A 24828-nucleotide genomic window follows, 5' to 3' on the forward strand; every position below is an offset into this window, starting at 1 on the left:
TCCTGGTGTCAGCCGCGCAGGCGCGCGCCGAGGTCCGCCCGCAGGCGCTCGACCACCGATTGGACGGCGCCGTCGATGCGCTCGTCGGTGAGCGTCTCGGCCTCGCTGCCCAGCACCAGCCGCACGGCCAGGCTCTTGTCGCCGGCCGCCATGCCGGCGGCGCCTTCGCTGCCGGCCTTGGGGCGGTAGATGTCGAACAGCGTGGCGTCGCGCAGCAGGTCATCAGTGGGCGCGGCGTGCACGGCGGCCATCAACTGGTCGTGCGTCACGGCCTCCTTGACGACGACGGCGACGTCGCGCTCGACCGGCTGCTGGCGCGGCACGGGCTGCGCCTGCGGCAGCGTGCCTTGCAGCACGGCATCGAGGTCCAGCTCGAACATCACGGGCGCGTGCGGCAGTTCCCAGCGCTGGCGCCAGCGCGGGTGCAGTTCGCCGACGACGCCGATGGCGCGGCCGTCCAGCAGCACGCGGGCGGCACGGCCCGGATGCAGCGCGGGGTGCGCGGCCGGCTCGAACACCGCGCGGCGGGCGCCGAGCAGCGCCTCGACATCGCCCTTGGCGTCGAAGAAGTCGGCCGGCGGCTGCCTGCCCTCCCAGCCCTGGCGCCCGGCCGGGCCGTAGATGATGCCGGCCACGCGCATGGGCTGGGCGACGCCTTTCACGTCGCGGTCGGTCGCCGCCACGGCCGCGTCGCGCATGAACACGCGCCCGACCTCGAACACGCGCACGCGGTCGGCACGCCGATCCAGATTGCGCTTCACAACCTGTAGCAAGGAACCCAGCAGGGACGAGCGCATGACGCTCATTTGGCTCGCAATCGGGTTCAGCAGGCGGACCGGATCGGCGTTGCCGGCCAGTTCGCGCTCCCAGCTTTCATCGACGAAGCTGAAGTTGATCGTCTCCAGGTAGCCCAGCGCCGCCACGGCGCGGCGCAGCTCGAAGCGGCCCTGCCGCGCCTCGGCACGCACGCGCGGCACGATGGGCGCCAGCGGCGCCGTCTCGGGCAGGTTCTGGTAGCCGACGATGCGTGCCACTTCCTCGATCAGGTCTTCCTCGATGCGCAGGTCGAAACGGCAGGCCGGCGGCGTGACCGTGAGGGTGCCGTCGCCTTCGGTGAACGCGAGGCCCAGCCGGCGGAACACGTCGGCGCATTGCGCCTGCGTGACCGGCATGCCCAGCACCTTGGCGGCGCGCGCCACGCGCAGGGTGACGGGCCGCGGCTGCGGCATGTTCGGCTGCTGGTCGTCGATGGGGCCGCACACGGTCTGCGGCGTGCCGCAAATGTCGATGACGAGCCGGCTGATGCGCTCGATGTGCGCCGCCGTCAGCGCCGGGTCCACGCCGCGCTCGAACCGGTGCCCGGCGTCGGTGGCGAAGTTGAAGCGGCGCGAACGGCCGGCCACGGCGTCGGGCCACCAGAAGGCGGCCTCGACATAGACGTTGCGGGTGTCGTCGGACACGGCGGTGGCGTCGCCGCCCATGATGCCGGCCAGCGACTCCACCTCGCGCTCGTCGGCGATGACGCCGACCGTGGCGTCCAGGGCGACGGACTCGCCGTTCAGCAGCCTGAGCCGCTCGCCCGGCTTGCCCCAGCGCACGTCGAGCCCGCCGTGGATCTTGTCCAGATCGAAGATGTGCGTCGGCCGGCCGTACTCGAACATCACGTAGTTGGAGATGTCCACCAGCGCCGTCACGCTGCGCTGGCCGCAGCGCGCCAGGCGGTCGACCATCCACTGCGGCGTGGCCGCCTGGGTATCGACGTGGCGGATGACGCGACCCGAGAAGCGCCCGCACAGGTCGGGCGCGCTCACCTTCACCGGCAGCACGTCGGGCGTGCCCACGGGCACCGGCGGCAGATCGGGCGTGTTCAGCGGCGCACCGGTCAGCGCCGACAGCTCGCGTGCGATGCCGTAGACGCTGAGCGCATGGCCCAGGTTGGGCGTGAGCTTGAGCGTGAACACGGTGTCGTCCAAATCGAGCACCCGGCGCACGTCGGCGCCGACCGGCGCCTCGGCGGCCAGTTCCAGCAGGCCGCCGTGGTCGTCGGACAGGTGCAGCTCGCGCGCCGAGCACAGCATGCCCTGGCTCTCGACGCCGCGCAGCTTGCCCAGCTTGATCCTGAAGGGCTTGCCGTCCTCGCCCGGCGGCAGCTCGGCGCCCACCAGCGCGCACGGCACCTTGATGCCCACGCGCGCGTTCGGCGCGCCGCACACGATGTTCAGCAGCGCGCCCTGCCCCGCATCCACCTGGCACACGCGCAGGCGGTCGGCGTTGGGGTGCTGCTCCGCCTGCTTGATCTCGCCCACCACCACCTGCGTGAAGGGCGGCGCCACCGGGCGCAGCTCTTCCACCTCGAAACCGGCCATCGTCAGCGTGTCGGCCAGCTGTTCGGTGGTGATCGGCGGATTGCAGAACGCGCGCAGCCAGGATTCAGGAAACTGCATGGAAACTCTCGAACTCTCGTCTCGGTTAGCGGAACTGGCTCAGGAAGCGGATGTCGCCGTCGAAGAACAGGCGCAGGTCGTTCACGCCGTAGCGCAGCATCGCCAGGCGGTCGATGCCGGAGCCGAAGGCGAAGCCGACGAAGCGCTCCGGGTCCAGCCCCATGTTGCGCACCACCTGCGGATGCACCTGGCCGGAGCCCGACACCTCCAGCCACTTGCCGGCCAGCGGGCCGGAGGAGAACTGGATGTCGATCTCGGCGCTGGGCTCGGTGAACGGGAAGTAGCTGGGCCGGAAACGCAGGATCAGGTCGTCGGTCTCGAAGAACGCCTTGCAGAAATTCAGGTAGGTGACCTTCAGGTCCTTGAAGCTGACGTTCTCGCCCAGCCACAGGCCCTCGACCTGGTGGAACATGGGCGAGTGCGTGGCGTCGTTGTCCACGCGGTAGGTGCGGCCGGGCACGATGACGCGGATCTCGCTCGCCTCGCCGCGCGCCAGCGCCGCCGCGTGCCGCTTGGCGTGCGCCACGGCGTAGCGGATCTGCATGGGGCTGGTGTGGGTGCGCAGGCAGTAGGGGTGGCCGTCCTCGTCGTTCATGTCGACGTAGAAAGTGTCCTGCATCGACCGCGCCGGGTGGTTGGGCGGGTTGTTCAGCGCGGTGAAGTTGTACCAGTCGTTCTCGACCTCGGGGCCGTCGCCGACGTCGAAGCCCATGCCGCCGAAGATCTGCTCGATGCGCTGCCACGCCAGGCTGATGGGGTGCAGGCCGCCTTGGCCGCGCTGGCGCCCGGGCAAAGTCACATCCAGCGCCTCGGCTTGCAACTGGCGCTCCAACTCGGCGTCGGCCAGCGCCTGGCGGCGCGCCGACAGGGCCGCTTCGATGGCCTGCTTGGCCTGGTTGATGGCGGCGCCGCGCGTCTTCTTTTCTTCGACGCTTAAAGAGCCCATGCCTTTCATCAGCTCGGTCACGCGGCCGGTTTTGCCCAGGAACTGGGCTTTGGCGTTTTCCAGCTCGGCCGGCGTGGCGGCGCGGGCGAAGCGCTCGGCAGCGCTCTGGACGATGGCGTTCAAGTCCTCGGCGGCGGTGGCGGCAGTGCTCATCTAAGGCTTACACAAACAGGGCGAAAACTAAAAAGGGATTGAAGCCAGATCGGCCTCAACCCCTGGAACCACCAGCGCTAGCAGCTATCAGATCGAGAGCATCGGCGCCGGTGCCGGAATCAGGCCAGCTTGGCCTTGGCCTGCTCTACGATGCCGGCGAAAGCGGCCTTGTCGTGCACGGCGATGTCGGCCAGGACCTTGCGGTCCAGCGTGATACCGGCCTTGTTCATGCCGTTGATGAACTGGCTGTAGGTGATGCCGCATTCACGCGCGGCGGCGTTGATACGGGCGATCCACAGGCGCCGGAAGACGCGTTTCTTGTTGCGGCGGTCACGGTAGGCGTACTGGCCCGCCTTCATCACCGCCTGCTTGGCAACGCGGTAGACGTTCTTGCGGCGGCCGCGGAAACCCTTGGCGAGGGCCAGCACCTTCTTGTGACGAGCACGGGCGGTGACGCCACGTTTGACGCGAGGCATATGTGTTCTCCTTGTCCGTCAGTCGATCAAAGGCCGGCGAAGGGCAGCATCTGCGCCATGTGACCCATGTTGGTCTCATGCACATTCACCGCACCGCGCAGGTGGCGCTTGGTCTTGGTGGTCTTCGAGGTCAGGATGTGACGCTTGAAGGCTTGGCCGCGCTTGACGGTGCCACCGGGACGGACGCGAAAACGCTTCTTCGCGCTGCTCTTGGTCTTCATTTTGGGCATTTGAAATGCTCCTGTTTAAGTTGTGCTCGCGAGGCGTGCGCAAAACTGCTTTGCGCCCTTGGATGGGCCCCGAGCCACTTCTTGTCGGCAGGCCTTGCAGCCTGCCCGTTCGCCGGGCGAGCCCGGCAAATCCTTCAAACCTTCGTCATGCCGCCGGTCAAGCCGCTTGAGCCTGCTCGGCCGAAGCCGGCTTGGGCTGCGCGCCACCGGCCGCCTTCTTGCGCGCCGGCGCGATCATCATGATCATCTGCCGCCCTTCCAGCTTGGGGAACTGCTCGACGATGATGCTGTCGACCAGCTCGTCGCGGATGCGGTTGAGCAGCGCCAGGCCCAGTTCCTGGTGCGTGATCTCGCGGCCCCGGAAGCGCAGCGTGACCTTCACCTTGTCGCCATCGGCCAGAAAGCGGCGGATGTTGCGCATCTTGATGTTGTAGTCGCCATCGTCGGTTCCGGGGCGGAACTTGACTTCCTTGATCTCGATGACCGTCTGCTTGGCCTTGGCCTCGGCCGCCTTCTTCTGTTCAAGGTACTTGAACTTGCCGTAGTCCATCAGGCGGCAGACCGGCGGCGTGGCCGTGGCGACGATTTCCACCAGGTCCACATCCAGATCGCCCGCCATGCGCAGGGCTTCCTGTATGGGGACGATACCCAGTGGCTCGTTCTCGGGGCCGTTCAGGCGGACTTCGGGGGCAGCGATTTCCCGGTTCAGACGGTGCGCACGCTCCTCACGTTGGCGGCGATCACGGAAGTTGGTAGCGATGGTAAAAATTCCTCAAGTCAAAATGCTACGAATAACATAGCTGTTACCGCCCTGCCCACAAGCGCCAGAGCCGTTTTTGCTTCTACAAATCAGGCTTTGGCGGCGATGTCCCTGGCGATGCGTTCGGCGAACGCTTCGACCGACATCACGCCCAGGTCTTGGTTGCCCCGGGCCCGCACAGCGACGGCGCCGGCCGCCTTTTCCTTGTCGCCCGCGACCAGGATGTAAGGCGGCTTTTGCAACGAATGCTCGCGTATTTTATACGTGATCTTCTCGTTGCGCAGGTCGGCCTCGACCCTAAGCCCTTGATTTCGCAGCGTTTTCGCCACGCTCTGAACGTAGTCGGCCTGCGCATCGGTGATGCCGGCAACCACCACCTGCACCGGCGCCAGCCACACCGGCAGCGCGCCGGCGTGGTGCTCGATCAGCATGCCGATGAAACGCTCCAGACTGCCGACGATGGCGCGGTGCAGCATCACCGGGTGGGCACGGCCGCTGGATTCGGTGACGTACTCGGCGCCCAGGCGCTCGGCCATGTTGAAGTCCACCTGGATCGTGCCGCACTGCCACTGGCGGCCGATGGCGTCGCGCAGCGTGTATTCGATCTTGGGACCGTAGAAGGCACCGTCGCCCGGCGAGATGCCGAACTCGACGCCCGAGCGGCGCAGCGCCTCCACGCAGGCATGCTCGGCCTTGTCCCACAGCGCGTCGGCGCCCACGCGCGCCTCGGGCCGCGTGGCCACCTTGTAGAGGATGTCGGTGAAACCGAAGTCGGCGTAGACCTTCTGCAGCTGCGCCGTGAAGGCCACGCACTCGTCCAGGATCTGGTCTTCCGTGCAGAAAATATGGCCGTCGTCCTGCGTGAAGCCACGCACGCGCATGATGCCGTGCAGGCCGCCCGAGGGCTCGTTGCGGTGGCACTGGCCGAATTCGCCGTAGCGCAGCGGCAGGTCGCGGTAGCTGCGCAGGCCGTGCTTGAAGATCAGCACGTGGCCGGGGCAGTTCATCGGCTTGAGCGCGTAGTCGCGCTTTTCCGACTCGGTGACGAACATGTTCTCGCGGTAGTTCTGCCAGTGGCCGGTCTTCTCCCACAGCGTCTTGTCCAGGATCTGCGGGCCCTTGACCTCCTGGTAGCCGGTGTCGCGGTAGATCTGCCGCATGTACTGTTCCACCGCCTGCCAGATGGCCCAGCCCTTGGGATGCCAGAACACCACGCCGGGCGCCACCTCGTCGATGTGGAACAGGTCCAGCTCCTTGCCCAGCTTGCGGTGGTCGCGCTTCTCGGCCTCCTCGATGCGCTGGACGTAGGCGTCGAGCTGCTTCTTGTCGGCCCAGGCCGTGCCGTAGATGCGCTGGAGCTGCTCGTTCTTCGCGTCGCCGCGCCAGTAGGCGCCAGCCAGCTTGGTCAGCTTGAAGGCCTTGAGAAAGCGCGTGTTGGGCACGTGCGGGCCGCGGCACATGTCCACGTATTCCTGGTGGTAGTACAGGCCCATCGCCGTTTCGCCGGGCATGTCATCCACCAGGCGCAGCTTGTAGTCCTCGCCGCGCGACTTGAAGACCTCGATGACCTCGGCGCGCGGCGTCATCCTCTTGACCACGTCGTAGTCCTGCGCGATCAGCTCGCGCATGCGCTGCTCTATGGCCGCCACGTCCTCGGGCGTGAAGGGCCGCTCGTAGGCGATGTCGTAGTAGAAGCCCTCCTCGATCACCGGGCCGATCACCATCCTGGCCGCCGGGTAGAGCTGCTTGACAGCATGGCCCACCAGGTGCGCGCAGGAGTGGCGGATGATCTCCAGCCCCTCCTCGTCCCTGGGTGTGATGATCTGCAACCTGGCATCGTGGTCGATGACATCGCTGGCGTCGACCAGCCGGCCGTCCACCTTGCCGGCCACCGTGTTCTTGGCGAGGCCCGCGCCGATGGCCTGCGCCACCTCGGCCACCGTCACCGGCCCGGGAAATTCGCGGCGCGAGTTGTCGGGAAGCGTGATGTGAATCATGGAAAGAACTCCGTGTCCTGGAATGGCGAGCGATCAAGAAGGGAAGGTGGGTCGATCGGGCAACAAAAAAGCGCGGAAGGCGCCGCGCTTTGGTACTGTTTCCATAGCGCCTCCCGCGGGACGCGCTTGGATGAACACCGCAAACGGCCTTAAACCATGCTCCTTGTCGAGGTAGTTCGCGGTGTCATAACCAAAGATGCCTTTCTCGCTCTTGCCGGGGTGTGAAATCAAGTCGTCGCCGCACTGCGGAGAATGCGCCGCGAAAATCGTATTTTACCCGCTGGCCGAAGAAGCCGGGGAATGGCGCGACACCCGCGACCCATGCCGCGGGCCCGGTTCGCGGCACCGTCACCCACCGTGCCTCGTATTCCTGACGCCTAGGGATGCTCTTCACCAATCCCATGCGAGCGTGCTGATGTGCTGAGGCGGTGGGAAATTTCATCGCTTGCGCGCCGCTGAGCCGAATGAATGCGCTGGCAGCCTGTTTTGAGCGCTTGCACACGCTCCTGGCAGGCACTTTGGGCCCTTCATCCCTGCTGCGGGCGCACCTGTCCCATCAGCACGTGGCGCACCATCCACAGATTGCTCAGCGCAAACAGCGTCTTGAGTTGAGCCGTGTTCTTGGCCAGCCCCCGATAGCGCACCTTCACATGGCCGAACTGGCGCTTGATCACCCGAAACGGGTGCTCCACCTTGGCCCGAACGCTGGCCTTGAGCTTCTCGATCCTGTGCGTGAGCGCGTCGATGGGGTTGTTGTCCACATCCAGCGCCCGGCGCTTGCCCGGGCCCAGCGCCACATGCCAGGTCACTTTCGCGTTCGCATCGGGGCGCTTGGCCACCCCCTGGTAGCCCGCATCCCCGAAGGCCACCTCTTCCTGGCCATGCAGCAGGCTGTTGCCCTCGAGCACGTCGCTGACGTTGCCGGCCGTGCCGCGCACGGTGTGCACCAGCCCCGACTCGGCATCCACCCCGATGTGTCCCTTCATGCCGAAGTAGTACTGGTTGCCCTTCTTGCTCTGGTGCATCTCGGGGTCTCGGGCGCCGTTCTTGTTCTTGGTCGAACTGGGTGCGGCAATGAGCGTGGCATCCACCACGGTGCCGGCCTTCAGGAGCAGGCCCCGGCCGCTGAGCAGGTCGTTGACGGTGGCCAGGATTCTGATCGGCCAACTTGTGTTGCTCCAGAAGGCGACGAAAGCGCAGGATGCTCGAATCGCTGGGCAGTGCGTCGCCCCAGTTGCTCAGGAGCGCGAAATCGCGAAACACGGGCACGTCGTGCAGTGCTTCTTCCATGGCCGGGTCCGACAGGTTGAACCACTGCTGCAGGAAGTGGATGCGCAGCAGCACTTCGACGCCAAAGGGCTGCTGGCCGCGCCGGCCGGCTTCGGGGGCGTAGGGCTCGATCAGGCAAACCAACTCGGCCCACGGGATGACGCGATTCATCTGATCCAGGAACTCGCGCTTGCGTGTGCGGCGGGTGCTGGTGCCAAGGCCAAGGCTGTCTTGCTGCATGAGGCGCATGTTCGCTCACCGGGCAGATTCAACCAAGCACGCGAGTGACTGATTCGTGAAGAGCATCCCTAGGTTCGCGGAAGCGTGTCGCGAACCGCGCTCTTGGCCTCTTCCTCCGATTCGAAGATGTGCGGCGCCACACCACGGCCGGCAAGATCCTCGCCCAGCTTCGCCCGCATGAAGGCGCTGGTCGTGAAGCGGGTCACGCCAAGGTAGTACTTCTCGTACAAGTTCTTGACCGAACTGAGGTAAACGTCCTCCACTTCCGGAGCGATCTCGAAGCCGTCGTAGTTGACCACCGCATACACCTTGTGGCCCAGCGGCTCGACGATCGACCTGACCTTGTCCCACCCGCGCTCGATATCGTCCGGCGACCTGACCTTGAGCTGCGAGAAGTTCAGGAACAGGATGTTGCTCTCCTCGTCGTAGCTGAAGCGTGCGTCGTAGGGAATCTGCAGCAGGTCGTCGCGCAGGCCCATGGGCTCCGCCCGGAAGATGCGCGCGTCCATCAGGCGGGGCTGGCCGCGGATGATCGGCTCGAAGTCCATGCGGTCGAGAATGTCGCGCCGCACGTCGATGCCCGGCGCGACCTCGATGAGCTCCAGCCCTTCGGTGGTCAGCTTGAAGACGCAGCGCTCGGTGACGTAGAGCACCTCCTTGCCGTTCTGCGCCGCGAAGGTGCCCGAGAAGGTGCGCTGCTCGATCTCGCTGACGAACTTGCGGGTCTTGCCGTCGCGCTCGATGACCAGCTTGCCATCGACCACCGAGACCTCGAGGCCGCCGGCCGTGAAGGTACCCAGAAACACCACGCGCTTGGCGTTCTGGCTGATGTTGATGAAGCCGCCCGCGCCGGCCAGCTTCGGGCCGAAGCGCGAGACGTTGAGGTTGCCCTCCTTGTCCGCCTGGGCCAGGCCCAGGAAGGCGGTGTCGAGCCCACCGCCGTCGTACAGGTCGAACTGATAGGGCTGGTCGATGATGGCATGCGCGTTGGTGGCGGCGCCGAAATCATCGCCGCCGGCCGGAATGCCGCCGATCACGCCCGGCTCGGCGGTCAGCGTCATCAGGTCGGCCGCCTTCTCTTCCGCGGCCACGGCGGCGACGCCCTCGGGCATGCCCACGCCCAGATTCACCACGCTGTTGGCCCGCAGTTCCATGGCCGCGCGGCGCGCGATGATCTTGCGCTCGCTCATCGGCATCGGCTCGATGGAACCCAGCGGCACCCGCACCTCGGCGGCAAAGGCCGGGTTGTAGGCCACCCCGAAGGTCTGCGTATGGTTTTCCGGCTTGGCCACCACCACGCAATCGACCAGCACGCCGGGAATCTTCACCTGGCGGGGGTTCAGCGTGCCCCTGTCGGCAATGCGCTCGACCTGCACGATCACCAGCCCGCCGGAGTTGTGAGCGGCCATCGCGATCGACAGGCCTTCCAGCGTCAGCGCCTCGCGCTCCATGGTGATGTTGCCGTCGGGGTCGGCGGTCGTGCCGCGGAGGATGGCCACGTCGATCGGGAATGCCTTGTAGAACAGGTACTCCTGGCCGCCGACGTTCATGATCTGCACCAGATCCTCGGTGGTCCGGTCGTTGATCTTGCCTCCGCCCAGGCGGGGATCGACGAAGGTGCCCAGGCCCACGCGCGACAGGTGCCCCGGCTTGCCCGCCGCGATGTCCCGGTACAGATGCGAAATGACGCCCTGCGGCAGGTTGTAGCCTTCGATCTGCCCCGTCACCGCCATCTGGCCGAGCCCCGGGGTGGCGCCGAAATGGCCGCCGATCACCCGCCTCACCAGGCCCGGGTGCGCCAGATGGTTGAGCCCGCGGGTTTCGTAGTCGCCCTGCCCCGCGCAAAAGACCAGCGTCAGATCGCGTGGACGGCCCAGGCTCGTCAACTCGTCCTTGCCGGCCAGGAAGGCCTGCTCGAGCTCGATCACGACCTCTTCGGCGAACCCGACGCCGACGAAGCCGCCGGTGGCCACTGTGTCGCCGCTGCGGATCAGCCGGACCGCCTCTCGCGCGGTGACGATCTTGCTGGTATCTCCGGCACGGGCCGTGGGAACGATCTGGGTCGGCTTCATTTGCTGTCTCCTCGGTAGGTGGTTGCCGCGCATGGGCGCTGCACAACCTTTGGGAAAATCAGTCTAGCACCAGGCCGCCGGCCGGATGTCGCGGCGCAGCATGGGCTTGCCTAGGCTGCCCGCCGTGGGCAGGCCGGCGTGCGCAGCCTTGAAGGCGGTGCGCCAGCTGACGCGCGCGACGGCCGGCTTCAGCGGCCGAGGGACTTCTTCCGTCGTCGTTCGCGTGTCTCAACCGGCATGGCGTTTCTCGCCCTGGCGCGTTGCAGATTCCGCTCTACCCCTGGACGCCGCCCTCCCGCCGCGCCTGCCCCGGCGTCATGCCGTAGTGCTGCCGGAAGGCCCGGTTCAGCGCCGACGCCTCCGAGAACCCGCAGGCGTGCGCGATGGCCGAGATGCTCAGCCCCGCGTTGCGCGCGTCGGCCAGCATGGCGCGGGCGGCTTGCAGGCGGGCCGTGCGCAAGGCCTCCTGGTAGCTGGTGCCCGCCGCAGCCAGCAGGCGCCGCAGGTGCCGGGCCGAGATGCCCTGGCGCGCGGCCAGCCAGTCCGGGCCGAGGCGCTCGTGCCCCAGGTGGGCGGCGATGTCGGCCTGCACGGCGCGCAAACGGACGGCGGGCAGGCTGTGGTCTTCGGCCCATTGCGTGAAGTCGCGCGACTGCCCCAGCACCACGGCCAGCATGTCCTGCCATTGGCGCGCCGCCAGTTGCTGGGCGGCGGCGCCGCGCAGCGGGTCGGCGTCCAACAGCCGGCCCAGGCGCGGCAGCAGGTGCAGGAGCGGCGTGCCCGCGTTCAGCGCCAGCAGCGGCGCCGCCGACAGGCGCGGCAGCCGCCAGGCCAGGTCGCGGTGCGGCACGCGCAGCGCCCGCAGGGTGCCGGCCTGCTCCTGCACCACGCGCATGGGCCGCGCCTGCGACACCAGCGCCGCCCCGCCGGGCAGGATGCGCAGCGCCTCGCGCCCCGGCTGCTCGATGGTCATGGGCGCGGTGGAGATGAACAGCATCACGTCGTCCTGCCCGTCCTGGCACAGGGCGGCGCTGCGCGCGCTGCTCACGGGGGCGAAGCGCGCGCTGCTCCAGCTCGCGCCCGGCACGGTGCGCATGGCGCCCTGGTAGTGCCAGGGCTGGCCGGCGTGCAGCGGCGCGATCTCCACCCGCGCCATGCTGGCCAGGTGCTCGCTCATGGCGCGCAGGTCGCGGTCGCCCGGCATCCCGGCCAGGCGCAGCCGGCGCACGGCCAGCGCGTCGCCGAACGGTGCCGAGGGTGGGTTGGAAGAGGCTTGCATGCGTGTAGTTTGCAGGCTTTCGGGTGAGCCAGGGCGCATGTCCGCTGGCGTCAACGCGGGGGCCGGCGGCGTCAAGACCAAGGCGGAGGGCTTTTCACAGAATCGCCGCAGTCCGTTCCGGCTGTAACACCGAAGAAACACTCCGCCACCATGCACACCCCCGCCCTCTTCCGCCGCCCCGCGCTGCCCTGCCTCGGCGCATTCATGGCCCTGGCCCTCGCGCTGCCCGCGCAAGCCGCCGTGGGCTCCGGCACGGCGGCCAGTTGCACCGAGGCCGCGCTGGACTTGGCGCTGGCTGGCGGCGGCGCGGTGTCGTTCGACTGCGGCCCCGACCCCGTCACCATCCCGATCACCAGCACCAAGGTGCTCACCGAAGTCGTCCACATCGACGGCGGCAACCTCGTCACCCTGCAAGGCAACGGCAGCGTGCGCCTGTTCGACCTGAGCGGCCCGGTGAACTACATCATGGCGAACCTGGTGCTGAGGGACGGCATGGCGCTGAACGGCAACGGCGGCGCCATCCGCATCGAAACCAGCACGCTGCTGCTGAGCAATGTGACTCTCTCAGGCAACACCGCAACCGGCATGTACAGCCGGGGCGGTGCCATCTATTCGCTCAGCGGCGCGGAAGTCACGCTGCAACGGGTGACGGCCACGGGCAACACGGCGCAGTACGGCGGCGCCATCTACACCGGGGGCGCCACCGACAGGCTCACGCTGACCGAAGTCATCGCGCAGGGCAACAGCTCCGTCGTCGACGGCGGCGCCATCCTCCACACAGGCGTCGCGCTGAACATCGCGCAAAGCCTGTTCATCGGCAACCAGTCCAGCACCTACGGCGCCGGCGGCGGCGCCATCATCGTCAGCCCCGACAGCACCAGCACGCTGACGATCGCCAACAGCACTTTTCACAACAACCTGCGCTCCGGAGGCGGCGGCAACGGCAGCGCCATCAGCGTCCTGAACGGCGTGGCTGCAGGCGCCATCGTCAACAGCACGTTCGCCGACAACGGTGGCTCGCCGGGCACCATCGCGGTGTCTGGCAACTCACAACTGACGCTGACCAACACCATCGTGAGCAACACCATGGGCCAGCCCAATTGCGCCGTCTTCGGCACCGCGGGCGCCGCCATCGTGGACGGCGGCCGCAACCTGCAATGGGGCGGATCGGTGCCGCAATCGTGCGGCACCGGCATCCCCGTGGTCGACCCGCAGCTCGCGCCGCTGGCCGACAACGGCGGCTTCAGCCAGACGCTGGCCTTGCAGGCGGGCAGCCCGGCCATCAACGCCGGGAGCGGCTGCGCGGCGGTGGACCAGCGCGGCGTGGCGCGCCCCATCGGCCCCGCATGCGACATCGGCGCCTTCGAGTCGCCGCTGGGCTCGGCAGGCGACGGCCCCGCCGCTGCGCCCACCGCCGTCCCCACCCTGGGTCACGCGGGGCTGGCGCTGCTGTCGGCCGCGCTGGCGGGCGCGGGCGCGCTGCGGCGGCGCAGGATCACGCCCAGGAAATAAGCCAAATTGGCCCTCAGCGCCCGTCCATCAAGCGCTGGCAGCTATCATTTTTGATTGACGCTGCCATCCCACCGCGCCTGCCCCGGCGTCATGCCGTAGTGCTGTTTGTAGGCCCGGTTCAGCGCCGACGCCTCCGAGAACCCGCAGGCGTGCGCGATGGCCGAGATGCTCAGGCCCGCGTTGCGCGGCTCCAGCAGCATGGCGTGGGCGGCCTGCAGGCGGGCGTGGCGCAGCGCCTCCTGGTAGCTGGTGCCCGCCGCCGCCAGCAGCCGCTGCAAGTGGCGCACCGACAGGCCCTGGCGCGCGGCCAGCCAGGGCAGGCTGAGGTAGCCGCTGGCCAGGTGCGCCGCCATGTCGGCGCGCACGGCCTGCACGCGAGCGGCGCGCAGGCTGTCCTGGTCCGCGCAGGCGTCGCCGCCGTCGGGCGATTCGCGCAGCGCCATGGCCAGCATGTCTTGCAGGTGGCGGGCGGCCAGGTGTTGCGCGGCGGGGCCGCGCAGCGGTTCTGACTCCAGCAGGCGACCGTAGCGGCGCAGCAGTTGCAGCGTGGGCGCGCGCGGGTTGAGCGCGCGCATGGGGCTGCCCTCCAGGCGCGGCAGCCGGCGGGCCAGGTCGGCGTGGGGCACGCGCAGCGCCCAGGTGGCGCCGGGCTGCTCCATCACGATGCGCTGGGGCCGCGCCAGCGACAGCAGCGCGGCGTCGCCCGGCGCCAGGCGCAGCGGCTCGCGGCCGGGCTGCTCGATGGTCATGGGCACCGAGGGCATGACCAGCATCACGTCGTCCTGCCCGTCCTTGCACAGTTGCGCGGTGCGCGCAAAGCCCACCGGGCGCGACCACGCGCCGCCCCAGGTGGCGCCGGGCACGGTGCGCAGGCGCGACTGGTAGCACAGCGGCTCGCCCTCGTGCAGGGGGTTGAAGTCCACCCGCGCCAGGTCGGCCAGGTGCTCGCGCACGGCCTGCAGCTGCCGGGGCTGGGCCAGGCCGGACAGGCGCAGCGAGGTGCGGGGGGCGGGGGCAAGGTCGGGCGTGTTCATGCTGGCAACGTCCACGGAGTTGCGAAGTGTTGCAGATTTGCCGCCATGTCGCGTGGCGTCAATGGCAAGTCGCGCGGCGTCAAGACGGCAGGCGGCGGCTTCCAAAGAATCGCCGGCATGCCCTACCGTCGATTTCTCGCGACGGCGCCGCTCTGCGCCGCCCTGCTCGCCACCAGCGCGTGGAGCGCCACCTTCATCGTCAACAGCACGGGGGACGAGCCGCTGGGCGGCCCCGTGCATTGCAACCCCGGCAGCACCACCTGCACGCTGCGCGCCGCCATCGAGCGCGCCAACAACTGGGGCGGGCCGGACACCATCGCCTTCGACTTCGGCGGCGTGCCCACCACCATTGCGCTGACCCAGCCGCTGCCCCTGATTACCAGCGAGGTGGTGATCGACGGCACCACCAACGGCGGCACGCCCAACAGCGCGGCCACGGGCACCAATGCGGTCATCACCGTGCGCATCGACGGCGCGAATGCCGGGGCCAGCGTGAGCGGGGTGCCCTTCGGCCCCGGCGCCAGCAACTCGGTGCTGCGCGGCGTGGCCGTCACACGGTTCAGCTACGCGGGCGTGATCGTCACGGCCAACAACGTGGTCAACGGCCTCTCCGGCGTGCGCATCCACGGCAACTTCATCGGCACGGATGGCAGCAATTCGCCTGACGACGTGGCGGGCCTGCTGGCGAACCAGCGGGGCATCGCGGTGCTCAACAAGGCGTTGTCCACCCGCATCGGCAGCGACGACGCCGACGCGCTGGCCAACCGCAACCTCATCATCGCCACCGCCAGCGGCGATGGCATTGCCAACTACACCAGCAATTCGCAGCTGCGCAACAACCTCATCGGCACCGACCGCAGCGGCACCGTGCAGCGCGCCACCGGCACGGCCATTGCCATCGGCGGCAACAACAACACGGTGCAAGGCAACGTGATCGGCGCGGCGGTTCACGGCGTGGACATCACCAACGAGAGCGACTGGAACCGCCTGCTCGGCAACCGCATCGGCGTGGGCGCGGATGGCGTCAGCGCCATTGCGGGCAGCGGCCATGGCGTGTTCATCCACAACGAGGGCAACATCAACAAATCCATCCCGCGCTACACCTTCGTGGGCGGCACGGGCGCGGGCGAGGGCAACACCATTGCCCATTGGGGCGGCAACGGCATCCGGCTGGAGCGCAACAACACCTTCGTGAACTACCCGCAGGGCCACAACTGGCAGGGCAACAGCATCCACGGCAATGGCGCGCTGGGCATCGAGATCATCGACACGGCCTTCAACCAAGGTGCCAACCCCGCCCTGCCCCCGCCCGTGTGGGCGCAGCGGCCGCCGATGATTGGCGGCGCCACCGGCACCCTGGGCAGCACGCAGATCAACTACACGCTGATGAACGCCGACGCCAGCGCCAATTACCGGCTGGAGGCGTTCGCCAACACCACCTGCGACCCCACCGGCTTTGGCGAGGGGCGGGCGTACCTGGGCGCGGTGCAGGTGCAAACCTTCCCCAGCGGCTCGATAGCGGGCACCATGAACCTGCCCGCCATGCCCGGCGGCCACACGCATGTGACGCTGACGGCCACGCGCATCGGCGTCAACGGCTACTTCGCCAGCTCGGAGTTCTCGCACTGCAAGGCCGTGCAGGGCAACCTGCCCGCCAGCACCCCGCCCACCGTCGGCCCCGGCAGCGCCGCCGTGCAGGTGAATACGCTGTTGAGCCACGATCTGGCGCAGTACGTGGCCGCCACCGATGGCGACCCCATCCTGTCTTACGCGCTGGTCGGCACGCTGCCGCCGGGCCTGGGCTTCAACACCAGCACGGGCCTGCTGTCGGGCACGCCCACCGCCGTGGGCGACCACGCCTTCACCCTGCAAGCCACCGACAAGGACGGCACGGCCAGCGCCCCCTTCGCCCTGAGCGTGACGGCGGCCCCGCCGCCCGCGCCGCCGCCGGGCACCCCGCCCAGCGTGGCCCCCGGCAGCGCCACCGTGCAGGCTGGCCAACCCCTGAGCCACGGCCTGGCGCAGTACGTGACCGCCACGGATGGCGACCCGATCCTGCTGTACGTCCTCATCGGCGACCTGCCGCAGGGGCTGGTGCAGGACACCGACACCGGCCTGCTGTCGGGCACCACGGCCGAGACGGGTGAATTCCCCCTGCTGCTGGGCGCCCAGGACAAGGACGGCTGGGGCATGCAGGTTTTCACGCTAACCGTGACTACGGCGGGGCCGGGCAACGGCCCCATCACCCCCGTGCCCACGCTGGGCCACGCGGCGCTGGCGCTGCTGTCCCTGCTGCTGGCTGCATTGGGCATCACGCTGCGGCGCGCGCGCTGAGCCGTGAATTCCTTTTCCCTTTCTCTCCCCTGACTCTCCAAGGACCATCCCCATGCACCCGACGACCCCACCCTTGCGCCGAGCCGCCCTGTGCGCGGCGGCCTTCGCCCTGGCCGCCCTGCACGGCCAGACCCAGGCGGCGCTGTGCACCTGGACGGGCGCCGGCGGCTCCAACGCCACGTCCAACCCGGCCAACTGGGATTGCCTGGGCGGCCCCGCTGCAACGGGTGATTCGGCCCTCTTTCCGGCCAGCGCGGCCAACAAGACGGTGTATCACGACGTGCTGCTCGTCAGGTTCGACAACGTGACCATCGAGCCTGGCTATCAGGCCAGCGGCGAGCTGTGGTACCGCGGCGTGCTGACCGTGAACGCCCCCTTCACCGGGATCGACCTCATCGCCAACGGCGAGGATCAAGGCCGTGCCGTGATTCAGGGCACGGGGCTGGCCGAGATGGGCTATGTGGACTGGCTGGGAAATTCGCCGGCCAATATCCAGATCACGGGCGGCGCCCATGGCCGCATCCGCTCGTCCACCTCGTCCTACGCCGTGCCCCTCGCCGTGGGCGCGGGCAGCCAGCTTTCCGCCGGACCGAGCGTGCAGGTCGGCGCCTTGAACGTGGCGGCGGGCGGCACGCTGGCCGTGTCGGAGCCGTACACCGGCGCGGCGGCGGGCGGCACCGTGGGCAGCCTGACGGTGACCGGCGCCGCCACGTTCGCGGCGGGGTCGACATTCGAATACCTGGCGTCCACCACCTACGCCCCGGGCCACCTGGTAGCGCAAGGGGGCCTGGCGCTGAACGGCGCCACGCTGCGCATCGTGGTGGAAGACCCGGCCAACCCCGACGCCCTGGGCTACACGCGCACGCTGGCGGGCTATTCCAACGCGGCCCTGCTCTCGGGCCGCTTCGCGGGCCTGCCCGCCACCGGCGCGCTGATCGAGGCCAGCAACGCGCCGGGCATCTGGTACAGCATCTCCTACGGCGCCACCAGCAACCCCTTCGTGCAGATCACGCGCGTGGCCGCGCCCGAGGTGCCGCCGCCCGGCCCGGGCGGGGCGACGCCCGTGCCCACGCTGGGCCACGCGGCGCTGGCGCTGCTGTCGCTGCTGATGGCGGGCCTTGTCGCTATCAGAAAAAGAGCTGCTCGCGCTTGATGGACAAGCGCTGGAGGCCCAAAATACCCCTGACCGCCGCCATGTTCCGCACCCTGCTCTGCGCCGTGCTGATCGCCTCCGCTGCGCAGGCAGAGACCCTTCGGCACGGGCCGTTCGAGATCGTCGCCAGCGGCCGCCGCATTTCCACCGGCACCTTTCCCAACCAGGGCGGCAGCCCCTTCGCCACGCAGGAGGTCACGTCGTTCTCGCTGCGCTGGCGCGGTCAGCTGGTGCAGGTGCCGGGGCGGGGTGATCGTTTCTGGCAGGTGCTGCGCCTGCCGGACGCGCCCCGGCCGGCACTGCTGCTGGTCGAGCGCGATTTCACCCTGGTGACCGAGGACGGCGGGCAGTTGAAGGTCGAGCCGCTGCGCAGCCAAAGTTCGTCGCTGGCCGAGGCGCAGTGGCTCGACAGCGAGGCCGGCCAGCCGGGCGAGCCGATGATCTGGGGCATCGCCAAGGCGGATATGACGCAGACCGCGTTGCAGGGCGGACGCTTTCTGCTGCTGGGTTCGGCGCTGGTGTTGGATGTGCAGCGCCTGCAACTGCACTCGGTGAGCCCCAGCGTATTCGTGCCCTCCGGCCAGCCGGACACCGGCCTGGCGCGCGACGGCGACCGCGCGCGCGCCTTCTCGCCCGGCCGCAGCCAGTACGTGCTGGCCGCCTCGCAGACCGACTACGCGCGCGGCGACGGCCGGGTGCATGGCCTGCTGGTGGTGGACATGGCGCGCGGCAGCGCCTACGAACTGCGCGTGGACCGCAAGCGCATGCCCTTCGCCGACACCGATGACATGGATCTGCGCTGGATCAATCATTACTTCGTCTGGCGGCGCGACGGCCAGGGCCAGGAGCGGCTGACGCCGCGCCCCGATGCACGGCGCTTGCCGTGGCGCGGGCGGCTGAGCGCGCCGCCCGGCAGGGTTGCGCAATATTCCATCGCCCGCGTGCAGCCGGCGCTGCTCGACGTGCTGCGGCAGGTGGTGCTGGCGCAACCGGGCGCGGCGTCGGCGCCGGACGGGATCAGCCCCAGGCAAGGCATCGACCGCGACACGCTGCGCGTTGGCGACTGCCTGCTGAGCCTGTCGGCCAGCGACTACGGACGGATGCCCGACGAGCCGGCGTTCGTGCGCCTCAGCGTCCACGCCGTCGAGTCCAGCGCCGCCAAGCGCAGCCAGTGCAACGAAACGGTAGCCCGCATCGCCGCCGCGATGGACGCCGAGCTCGCCACGGGCCGGCATGACCGGCTGGTGGTGCTGGATTGAGCGGCTGCGCGGTCAGCCACCGGCCTGGCGCGGCGCCGGCGGGTGCGCCGCGCGGCCCAGCGCCTCCTGCCGCACCTGGGACGGCGGCACGCCGAAGCGCCGCTTGAACAGCCGCCCGAACGCCGCCAGGTCGGAAAAACCCGCCTCGTAGGCCAGCGTGCCCACCATCTGGCGCGCGTGGCGCGGGTCGGCCAGCAGGCGGCGCACGTGGGCCAGGCGGCAGCCCTGCAAGAAGGCGGTGAAGGTGGTGCCGTCTTCCTCGAACAGGCGCTGCACGTAGCGCACGCTCACGTGGTGGCGCGCAGCCAGGTGCGCCACCGACAGGGCGGGGTTGCGGTATTCGCGCGCCACGTCGGCACGCAGGGCGGCCAGACGGGCGGCGCGTTCGCCGCCGGCGCGGGCGTGCTCGGCGGCATCGCCCCGGGCGCCCAGGGCCAGGGCGAGCAGGTCGGTCAGGTGCGCGGCGGCCACGCCCGCCAACGGTGCGTCGAAGGCCGCGTCGCGCCGGACGCTATCGGCATAGCCGAACAGCAGGTCCAGGCGCGGGCTGGGCGGCAGACGGCGCGCGCGGCCGTCCATGCGAGGCAGCAGCTTGCGCAGCGCGGCGCGCTGCACCCACACCGAGCGGATGGCCCCGGCGGCGGGGTAGACGTGCTCGAACGCCTCGTCCATGGGTGCCACCAGCGTGTCGCCCGGCGCCAGTTCCATCAGCGGCAGCGCCCCGCCGGCGAAGTGGTAGGGCTGCGAGAAGCGCGTGAGCAGCACGGCGTCCACCCCCGCGCGCGCGGCCAGCGCGGGGCTGCGGCGGAAGGCGCAGGGCGAGAACAGGCCGCTGGTCACGCCCGCATCGGCGCTGAGCGGAAAGACCGTCATGTCCAGCCGAAACGCACTGTCGTGGCAAAGGGGCTTCAGGTCCACCGCCATCGCCACGCGCGCGTAGCTGTCGCGCAGGTATTCCATGCGCGTGGCGGCGGGCAGCGCGTCGGTGGTGAAGCGTGTGATGGCGGTGCTCATGGGTGAAGGCGGCGGCGGGGCGATGGGCGAGTATCTCCAGCGCACGTGGCATGGGTCAAGGCGCGCGCGGGCCGGCGGGCGCGGCCGTGTCGCTTGCGGTCATGCCGCAGTCGTTTGCGGCAATGCGCGGTGCGTTTGCGGCAGCGACGGCGGCGCGGCGCTTGCGAAGAATCGCCGCGTGTCTTTCTTCACCACCACCCTGCCCATGACCACCCTGAACCCTTCCCTCCTGCGCCGCCACGCCGTGCGCGCACCGGCGCTACTGGCACTCGCCGTGTGCGCCTGCGCATCGGCCCAGGCCGCCACGGCCAGCTTCACGACGCCCACGCCCACAGCCACGACCTGGACGGTGCCGCCCGGCGTGACGCAGATCAGCGTGGTCGTCACCGGCGCGGGCGGCGGCGGCGGCAGCATCTATTCGTCGACCGGCGGGCCGGGCGGGCAGATCACGGCCAGCGGCTGGCCGGTGGCGCCCGGTGACGAGCTGGCCATCGTGGTGGGCGGGGGCGGCGGCGCGGGCGGCCAGGTAAGCGGGGGCAACGGCGGCAATCGCGGCGGCGGCGGGGGCGGCGCCAGCAGCGTGATCCTGGGCAGCACCTTCATCGTTGCCGGCGGCGGCGGCGGCGGCTCCGGGACGGCGAACGCCAACTACGGCATGGGTGGCCACGGCTGCGGCGGCCACGGCGCCGCGGGCGGCAACGACCCGACCTTTGACGGGCAAGGGGGCACCGGCGGCGCGGGCGGCTTCGGCGGCGCGGGCGGCGCCGCCAGCACCAACTCAGGCACTGCCACCGTCAGCCCCGGCAGCACGGGCGGCAACGGCCCGGGCGGCCCGGGCGGCAGCGGGGGGGCCGCCAGCAACGCGGGCATCGGCAGCGGCCCCGCAAACGGGGGCGACGGCGGGCTGTTTCAGACCCTAGGCTTCAACGGCGGCGGCGGTGGCGGGGGCGGCGGCTATGGCAGCGGCGGCGGCGGGGGCGCGGGCTTTGGCTACAACGGTGGCGGCGGGGGCGGCTTCAGCAACGGCAACATCGGCGGCACCTGCGAGCTGGCCAGCAACGGCGGCGCGGCGGAAGGGGTCGGCATTCCCCCTGCCCCCGGCGGCCATGGCTCCGTCGTCATCACCTGGGAGGTCACGACCTTCACCGTCACCGGCACCATCAGCGGCCTGACCGGCGGCGCCCAGACCACGCTGCGCAACAACAACGACCCCGCCAGCGCCCAGACTCTGGGCAACGGCCCGTTCAGCTTTACCTCCATCTACGGCAGCGCCTACGACATCACCGCCAGCAACCCCGCGGGCCACACCTGCGCCGTGAGCGGCGGCAGTGGCACCGTCATTAGCAACGTAGCCGGCGTGGCCGTGGACTGCCAGGTCAGCGCCGCTGCCGTGCAGGCCGTACCCACGCTGTCGACCTGGCTGCTGGGGGTGCTGGGCGCCTTGCTGATGGCGCTGGGTTGGCGCGCGAGCCGCCAGGCCTGACCGATTCAGCTATTTATTCGATAGCTTCCCGCGCTTTTCCAGCGAGCGCTGGAGGTCTTTTTCTGCCTCAACGGCGCGAGCTGCGCAGCGCGCACGCATCGGCCCATATCGGTGGCGACCTGTAAAAAAGGCGCTCAGCAAAAAGCCCGCCAAGGGGCGGGCTTTTCTTACCGGATCGCCGGAGTCAGATCAGTGGAACTGCTCTTCCTCGGTGGAGCCGGTCAGCGCCTTGACGCTGGAGCTGCCGCCCTGGATCACGGTGGTCACGTCGTCGAAGTAGCCGGCGCCGACTTCCTGCTGGTGCGACACGAAGGTGTAGCCCTTGTCGCGGGCGGCGAATTCGGGCTCCTGCACCATCTCGGTGTAGTGCTTCATGCCCTCGCCGCGCGCATAGGCGTGCGCGAACTTGAAGGTGTTGTACCAGTTGATGTGGATGCCGGCCAGCGTGATGAACTGGTACTTGTAGCCCAGCGCGGACAGCTCGTCCTGGAACTTGGCGATGGTGGCGTCGTCCAGGTTCTTCTTCCAGTTGAACGAAGGCGAGCAGTTGTACGACAGCAGCTTGCCGGGGCAGGCGGCGTGCACGGCCTGGGCGAACTCGCGGGCGAAGCCCAGGTCGGGCGTGCCGGTCTCGCACCACACCAGGTCGGCGTAGGGGGCGTAGGCCACGCCGCGGCTGATGGCCTGCTCCAGGCCGTTCTTGACGCGGTAGAAGCCCTCTTGCGTGCGCTCGCCGGTGAGGAAGGGCTTGTCGTTGGCGTCGTGGTCGCTGGTGATCAGGTTGGCGGCCTCGGCGTCAGTGCGGGCCAGCACGATGGTGGGCACGCCCATCACGTCGGCGGCGAAGCGGGCGGAGATCAGCTTCTCGACCGCTTCCTGCGTGGGCACCAGCACCTTGCCGCCCATGTGGCCGCACTTCTTGACGGCGGCCAGCTGGTCTTCGAAGTGCACGCCGGCGGCGCCGGCGGCGATCATGTTCTTCATCAGCTCGAAGGCGTTCAGCACGCCGCCGAAGCCGGCCTCGGCATCGGCCACGATGGGCAGGAAGTAGTCCACGAAGTCCTTGTCGCCGGGGCCGACGCCGCGGCTCCACTGGATCTCGTCGGCGCGCTTGAAGGTGTTGTTGATGCGGCGCACCATGGTCGGCACCGAGTCGTAGGCGTAGAGCGACTGGTCGGGGTACATGGTTTCACTGGTGTTGCCGTCGGCGGCCACTTGCCAGCCCGACAGGTACACGGCCTCCAGGCCGGCCTTGGCCTGCTGCATGGCCTGGCCGGCGGTGATGGCGCCGAAGGCGTTGACGTAGCCCTTCTTGGCCTCGCCGTTGACCAGGCCCCAGAGCTTCTCGGCGCCGCGCTTGGCCAGCGTGTAGTCGATGGGCAGGCTGCCGCGCAGGCGCACCACGTCGGCGGCGCTGTAGCCGCGCTTGACGCTCTTCCAGCGCGGGTTGCTGGCCCAGTCTTTTTCCAGGGCGGCGATCTGCTGGTCGCGGCTGAGTTGCTCGTTGGTGTTCGGCATGAAAAGCTCCAGTGGGTGAGGGTGGAAACGCAGGGTGGGCGGCACTAGGCCGGTGGCGGAATCATAACTCTTGTATAAGACATCATGCGATTCTTATGTCTTATACAAGACAAATTTTTTGTCTTTTCAAATCAAGAGGTTACCCGCAGAATTTCTCGATGCGAGATCATTTTTCCCGTATCGAGAAATTTTGCGGCAGCGCAGCATGCGTTGATTCCGCAATACGAAAACACTTCCCATGCACATCACCGCCCGATGACCCAGTCGCCGCCGGCGATCACCGGCGCGCCCTTCAGGTGGACGGGGTTGTATTCGTAGCAGATGCATTGCAGCGTGGCCTGGCCGCCGCTGGCCAGCGCCACCGCCAGCGGGATGTGGCGCTTGAAGTATTCGTCGCGCTGCTGCGGGTAGATCATCTCGATCTCGTCCAGCCGCGCCTCCAGCACGGGGTCGATGGCGTACACCTCGCCATGCACCAGGCCGGTGCCGCCCAGCACGACGCCGGGGTAGTCGCCCAGGTGGTGCAGCGTGCCGCGCACGCGGGCGGTGCCCAGCAGGATCGGGGCCGGCTGCAGGCGCGTGATGTCGTTGGCCTGGCCCTGGCGCAGCGTGCCGTAGACGAACACGCAAAGCGGGTGCGGATCCTGGTGCATGATGCCGAGCGTAATCAAGATTGATGCCAGCCGCTGGCCGCCCCGACCTTGCCGACCTCCGCTCCCCCGCTGCCGCGCCCGCTGGCCTATGGCTGCCTGGCGCTGTCCATGGCGCTGGTGGGCAGCTACGTGGCGCTGTCCAAGCCGCTGGCGGCCACGTTCCCGGTGCTGCTGCTGGCCTGGCTGCGCTTCGGCATCGGCGGCGTGGCGATGGCGCACTGGCTGAGGAAGCCGCCGGGCGAGCCGCCGCTGACGCGCCAGACGCGCGGGCTGCTGTTCCTCGAATCGTTCCTGGGCAACTTCCTGTTCACGCTGTGCATGATCTCGGGCGTGAAGCTGACGACGGCGGTGTCGGCGGGCGTCATCATGGCCGCCATTCCGGCGGCGGTGGCGGTGCTGTCTTGGCTGTTCCTGCGCGAGCGCGTGGCGCCGCGCGTGTGGGTGGGCGTGGCCTGCGCGGTGATCGGCATCGGCCTGCTGTCGCTATCGAAACATGAGCTGCCGGCGCATGCCAGCCCTGCGCTGGCGGCCGAAAGCGCTCACAACCTGGCCTGGCTGGGCAACCTGCTGCTGATCGGCGCCGTGCTGTGCGAGGCCAGCTACGCGGTGATCGGCAAGAAGCTGACCGGCGCCCTGGGCCCGCGCCGCATCAGCGCGCTGATCAACCTGTGGGGCTTCGCGCTGAGCACGCCGTTCGGGCTGTGGCTGGCGTGGCGCTTCGACTTCGGCGCCGTGGGCGCGGGCACCTGGGTGCTGCTGGTGGTGTACGCGCTGGCCGCCTGCATGTGGACGGTGTGGCTGTGGATGACGGGGCTGAAAAGCGTGCCGGCCGCGCAGGCCGGCGTGTTCACGGTGCTGCTGCCGGTCAGCGCGGCGCTGGTCGGCGTGCTGGCGCTGGGCGAGCGCGTGGGCGGCGCGCAGCTGCTGGCCTTCGCCGTGGCGCTGGCCGGGGTGCTGCTGGCCACCTTGCCCGCGCGCGCCGCGCCGCGCCGCGCGTGAAGG

19 protein-coding genes are annotated in these 24828 nt (G+C 69.3%); 6 read left to right on the top strand and 13 right to left on the bottom strand.

Annotated features, from left to right (window positions below; genetic code table 11):
- Positions 1-8 precede the first annotated feature (8 nt).
- From pheT to QM772_RS03550, 9 genes are all read right to left on the bottom strand, one after another.
- Positions 9-2444: a phenylalanine--tRNA ligase subunit beta gene (gene pheT, locus QM772_RS03510; protein ID WP_415134075.1), complete on the bottom strand. Its 2436-nt coding sequence runs from the start codon at positions 2442-2444 to the stop codon at positions 9-11.
- 25 nt (positions 2445-2469) lie between these two features.
- Complete coding sequence (gene pheS, locus QM772_RS03515) at positions 2470-3543, bottom strand: phenylalanine--tRNA ligase subunit alpha (RefSeq protein ID WP_415134076.1); 1074 nt, start codon at positions 3541-3543, stop codon at positions 2470-2472.
- Positions 3544-3662: 119 nt separating this feature from the next.
- Entirely contained in the window at positions 3663-4019 is a 357-nt protein-coding gene (gene rplT / locus QM772_RS03520) for a 50S ribosomal protein L20 (protein WP_415134077.1), read from the bottom strand.
- A 26-nt stretch (positions 4020-4045) separates the two neighbouring features.
- Complete coding sequence (rpmI, locus tag QM772_RS03525) at positions 4046-4249, bottom strand: 50S ribosomal protein L35 (RefSeq protein WP_415134078.1); 204 nt, start codon at positions 4247-4249, stop codon at positions 4046-4048.
- Positions 4250-4406: 157 nt separating this feature from the next.
- Positions 4407-5018, bottom strand: coding sequence for a translation initiation factor IF-3 (gene infC, locus QM772_RS03530; protein WP_415139441.1), 612 nt, complete (start codon positions 5016-5018; stop codon positions 4407-4409).
- Between the two features lie 80 nt (positions 5019-5098).
- Positions 5099-7006: a threonine--tRNA ligase gene (thrS, locus tag QM772_RS03535; protein ID WP_415134079.1), complete on the bottom strand. Its 1908-nt coding sequence runs from the start codon at positions 7004-7006 to the stop codon at positions 5099-5101.
- 527 nt (positions 7007-7533) lie between these two features.
- Positions 7534-8515 (bottom strand): IS5 family transposase gene (locus tag QM772_RS03540; RefSeq protein ID WP_415134080.1). Its coding sequence is split into 2 segments (ribosomal slippage): positions 7534-8160 and positions 8162-8515, totalling 981 coding nucleotides; the frame shifts between segments, so codons are not numbered across the junction.
- A 68-nt stretch (positions 8516-8583) separates the two neighbouring features.
- On the bottom strand, positions 8584-10587 hold the full coding sequence (locus QM772_RS03545) for an acyl CoA:acetate/3-ketoacid CoA transferase (protein WP_415134081.1): 2004 nt from the start codon (positions 10585-10587) through the stop codon (positions 8584-8586).
- A 274-nt stretch (positions 10588-10861) separates the two neighbouring features.
- Positions 10862-11866 (bottom strand): helix-turn-helix transcriptional regulator, encoded by a 1005-nt coding sequence (locus QM772_RS03550; protein ID WP_415134082.1) that lies wholly within the window; start codon positions 11864-11866, stop codon positions 10862-10864.
- 150 nt (positions 11867-12016) lie between these two features.
- Here QM772_RS03550 and QM772_RS03555 point away from each other — a divergent pair, with 150 nt between their 5' ends.
- Positions 12017-13378 (top strand): IPTL-CTERM sorting domain-containing protein, encoded by a 1362-nt coding sequence (locus tag QM772_RS03555; protein WP_415134083.1) that lies wholly within the window; start codon positions 12017-12019, stop codon positions 13376-13378.
- 44 nt (positions 13379-13422) lie between these two features.
- On the opposite strand, the gene QM772_RS03560 is transcribed toward QM772_RS03555, so the two are convergent.
- Positions 13423-14412 carry an AraC family transcriptional regulator gene (locus QM772_RS03560; RefSeq protein WP_415134084.1) on the bottom strand — a complete coding sequence of 330 codons (990 nt, stop codon included), beginning with the start codon at positions 14410-14412 and terminating at the stop codon, positions 13423-13425.
- Positions 14413-14529: 117 nt separating this feature from the next.
- Here QM772_RS03560 and QM772_RS03565 point away from each other — a divergent pair, with 117 nt between their 5' ends.
- Genes QM772_RS03565 through QM772_RS03575 form a run of 3 tightly spaced genes read left to right on the top strand, consistent with a single transcriptional unit; the run spans position 14530 to position 19158 of the window.
- Positions 14530-16746, top strand: coding sequence for an IPTL-CTERM sorting domain-containing protein (locus QM772_RS03565; RefSeq protein ID WP_415134085.1), 2217 nt, complete (start codon positions 14530-14532; stop codon positions 16744-16746).
- 52 nt (positions 16747-16798) lie between these two features.
- Positions 16799-17899 (top strand): IPTL-CTERM sorting domain-containing protein, encoded by a 1101-nt coding sequence (locus QM772_RS03570; protein ID WP_415134086.1) that lies wholly within the window; start codon positions 16799-16801, stop codon positions 17897-17899.
- Between the two features lie 41 nt (positions 17900-17940).
- Positions 17941-19158 (top strand): hypothetical protein, encoded by a 1218-nt coding sequence (locus tag QM772_RS03575; RefSeq protein WP_415134087.1) that lies wholly within the window; start codon positions 17941-17943, stop codon positions 19156-19158.
- A gap of 12 nt (positions 19159-19170) precedes the next feature.
- Here QM772_RS03575 and QM772_RS03580 read toward each other — a convergent pair whose 3' ends face one another.
- Complete coding sequence (locus QM772_RS03580; protein WP_415134088.1) at positions 19171-20172, bottom strand: helix-turn-helix transcriptional regulator; 1002 nt, start codon at positions 20170-20172, stop codon at positions 19171-19173.
- A 178-nt stretch (positions 20173-20350) separates the two neighbouring features.
- Here QM772_RS03580 and QM772_RS03585 point away from each other — a divergent pair, with 178 nt between their 5' ends.
- Positions 20351-21655 (top strand): hypothetical protein, encoded by a 1305-nt coding sequence (locus tag QM772_RS03585; RefSeq protein ID WP_415134089.1) that lies wholly within the window; start codon positions 20351-20353, stop codon positions 21653-21655.
- Between the two features lie 189 nt (positions 21656-21844).
- Here the strand turns inward: QM772_RS03585 and aceA are convergent, their stop codons facing one another.
- Positions 21845-23173 (bottom strand): isocitrate lyase, encoded by a 1329-nt coding sequence (aceA, locus tag QM772_RS03590; RefSeq protein WP_415134090.1) that lies wholly within the window; start codon positions 23171-23173, stop codon positions 21845-21847.
- A gap of 245 nt (positions 23174-23418) precedes the next feature.
- Positions 23419-23844, bottom strand: a complete 426-nt coding sequence (locus QM772_RS03595; protein WP_415134091.1) for a gamma-glutamylcyclotransferase family protein — start codon at positions 23842-23844, stop codon at positions 23419-23421.
- Between the two features lie 90 nt (positions 23845-23934).
- On the opposite strand from QM772_RS03595, the gene QM772_RS03600 reads away from it, so the two are divergent.
- Positions 23935-24825, top strand: coding sequence for a DMT family transporter (locus QM772_RS03600; RefSeq protein ID WP_415139443.1), 891 nt, complete (start codon positions 23935-23937; stop codon positions 24823-24825).
- Positions 24826-24828: the final 3 nt, after the last annotated feature.

It is taken from the genome of Ottowia sp., assembly GCF_047601385.1.
GTDB lineage: Bacteria > Pseudomonadota > Gammaproteobacteria > Burkholderiales > Burkholderiaceae_C > Ottowia.

What these genes read in the sequence shown, in the direction of transcription:
- rplT (WP_415134077.1), bottom strand. Translation starts at nt 4,019, where the DNA reads ATGCCTCGCGTCAAACGTGGCGTCACCGCCCGTGCTCGTCACAAGAAG.
- QM772_RS03555 (WP_415134083.1), top strand. Translation starts at nt 12,017, where the DNA reads ATGCACACCCCCGCCCTCTTCCGCCGCCCCGCGCTGCCCTGCCTCGGC.
- QM772_RS03565 (WP_415134085.1), top strand. Translation starts at nt 14,530, where the DNA reads ATGCCCTACCGTCGATTTCTCGCGACGGCGCCGCTCTGCGCCGCCCTG.
- QM772_RS03575 (WP_415134087.1), top strand. Translation starts at nt 17,941, where the DNA reads ATGTTCCGCACCCTGCTCTGCGCCGTGCTGATCGCCTCCGCTGCGCAG.
- pheT (WP_415134075.1), bottom strand. Translation starts at nt 2,444, where the DNA reads ATGCAGTTTCCTGAATCCTGGCTGCGCGCGTTCTGCAATCCGCCGATC.
- QM772_RS03600 (WP_415139443.1), top strand. Translation starts at nt 23,935, where the DNA reads ATGGCGCTGGTGGGCAGCTACGTGGCGCTGTCCAAGCCGCTGGCGGCC.
- rpmI (WP_415134078.1), bottom strand. Translation starts at nt 4,249, where the DNA reads ATGCCCAAAATGAAGACCAAGAGCAGCGCGAAGAAGCGTTTTCGCGTC.
- pheS (WP_415134076.1), bottom strand. Translation starts at nt 3,543, where the DNA reads ATGAGCACTGCCGCCACCGCCGCCGAGGACTTGAACGCCATCGTCCAG.
- aceA (WP_415134090.1), bottom strand. Translation starts at nt 23,173, where the DNA reads ATGCCGAACACCAACGAGCAACTCAGCCGCGACCAGCAGATCGCCGCC.
- QM772_RS03550 (WP_415134082.1), bottom strand. Translation starts at nt 11,866, where the DNA reads ATGCAAGCCTCTTCCAACCCACCCTCGGCACCGTTCGGCGACGCGCTG.
- QM772_RS03570 (WP_415134086.1), top strand. Translation starts at nt 16,799, where the DNA reads ATGCACCCGACGACCCCACCCTTGCGCCGAGCCGCCCTGTGCGCGGCG.
- QM772_RS03580 (WP_415134088.1), bottom strand. Translation starts at nt 20,172, where the DNA reads ATGAGCACCGCCATCACACGCTTCACCACCGACGCGCTGCCCGCCGCC.
- QM772_RS03560 (WP_415134084.1), bottom strand. Translation starts at nt 14,412, where the DNA reads ATGAACACGCCCGACCTTGCCCCCGCCCCCCGCACCTCGCTGCGCCTG.
- QM772_RS03545 (WP_415134081.1), bottom strand. Translation starts at nt 10,587, where the DNA reads ATGAAGCCGACCCAGATCGTTCCCACGGCCCGTGCCGGAGATACCAGC.
- thrS (WP_415134079.1), bottom strand. Translation starts at nt 7,006, where the DNA reads ATGATTCACATCACGCTTCCCGACAACTCGCGCCGCGAATTTCCCGGG.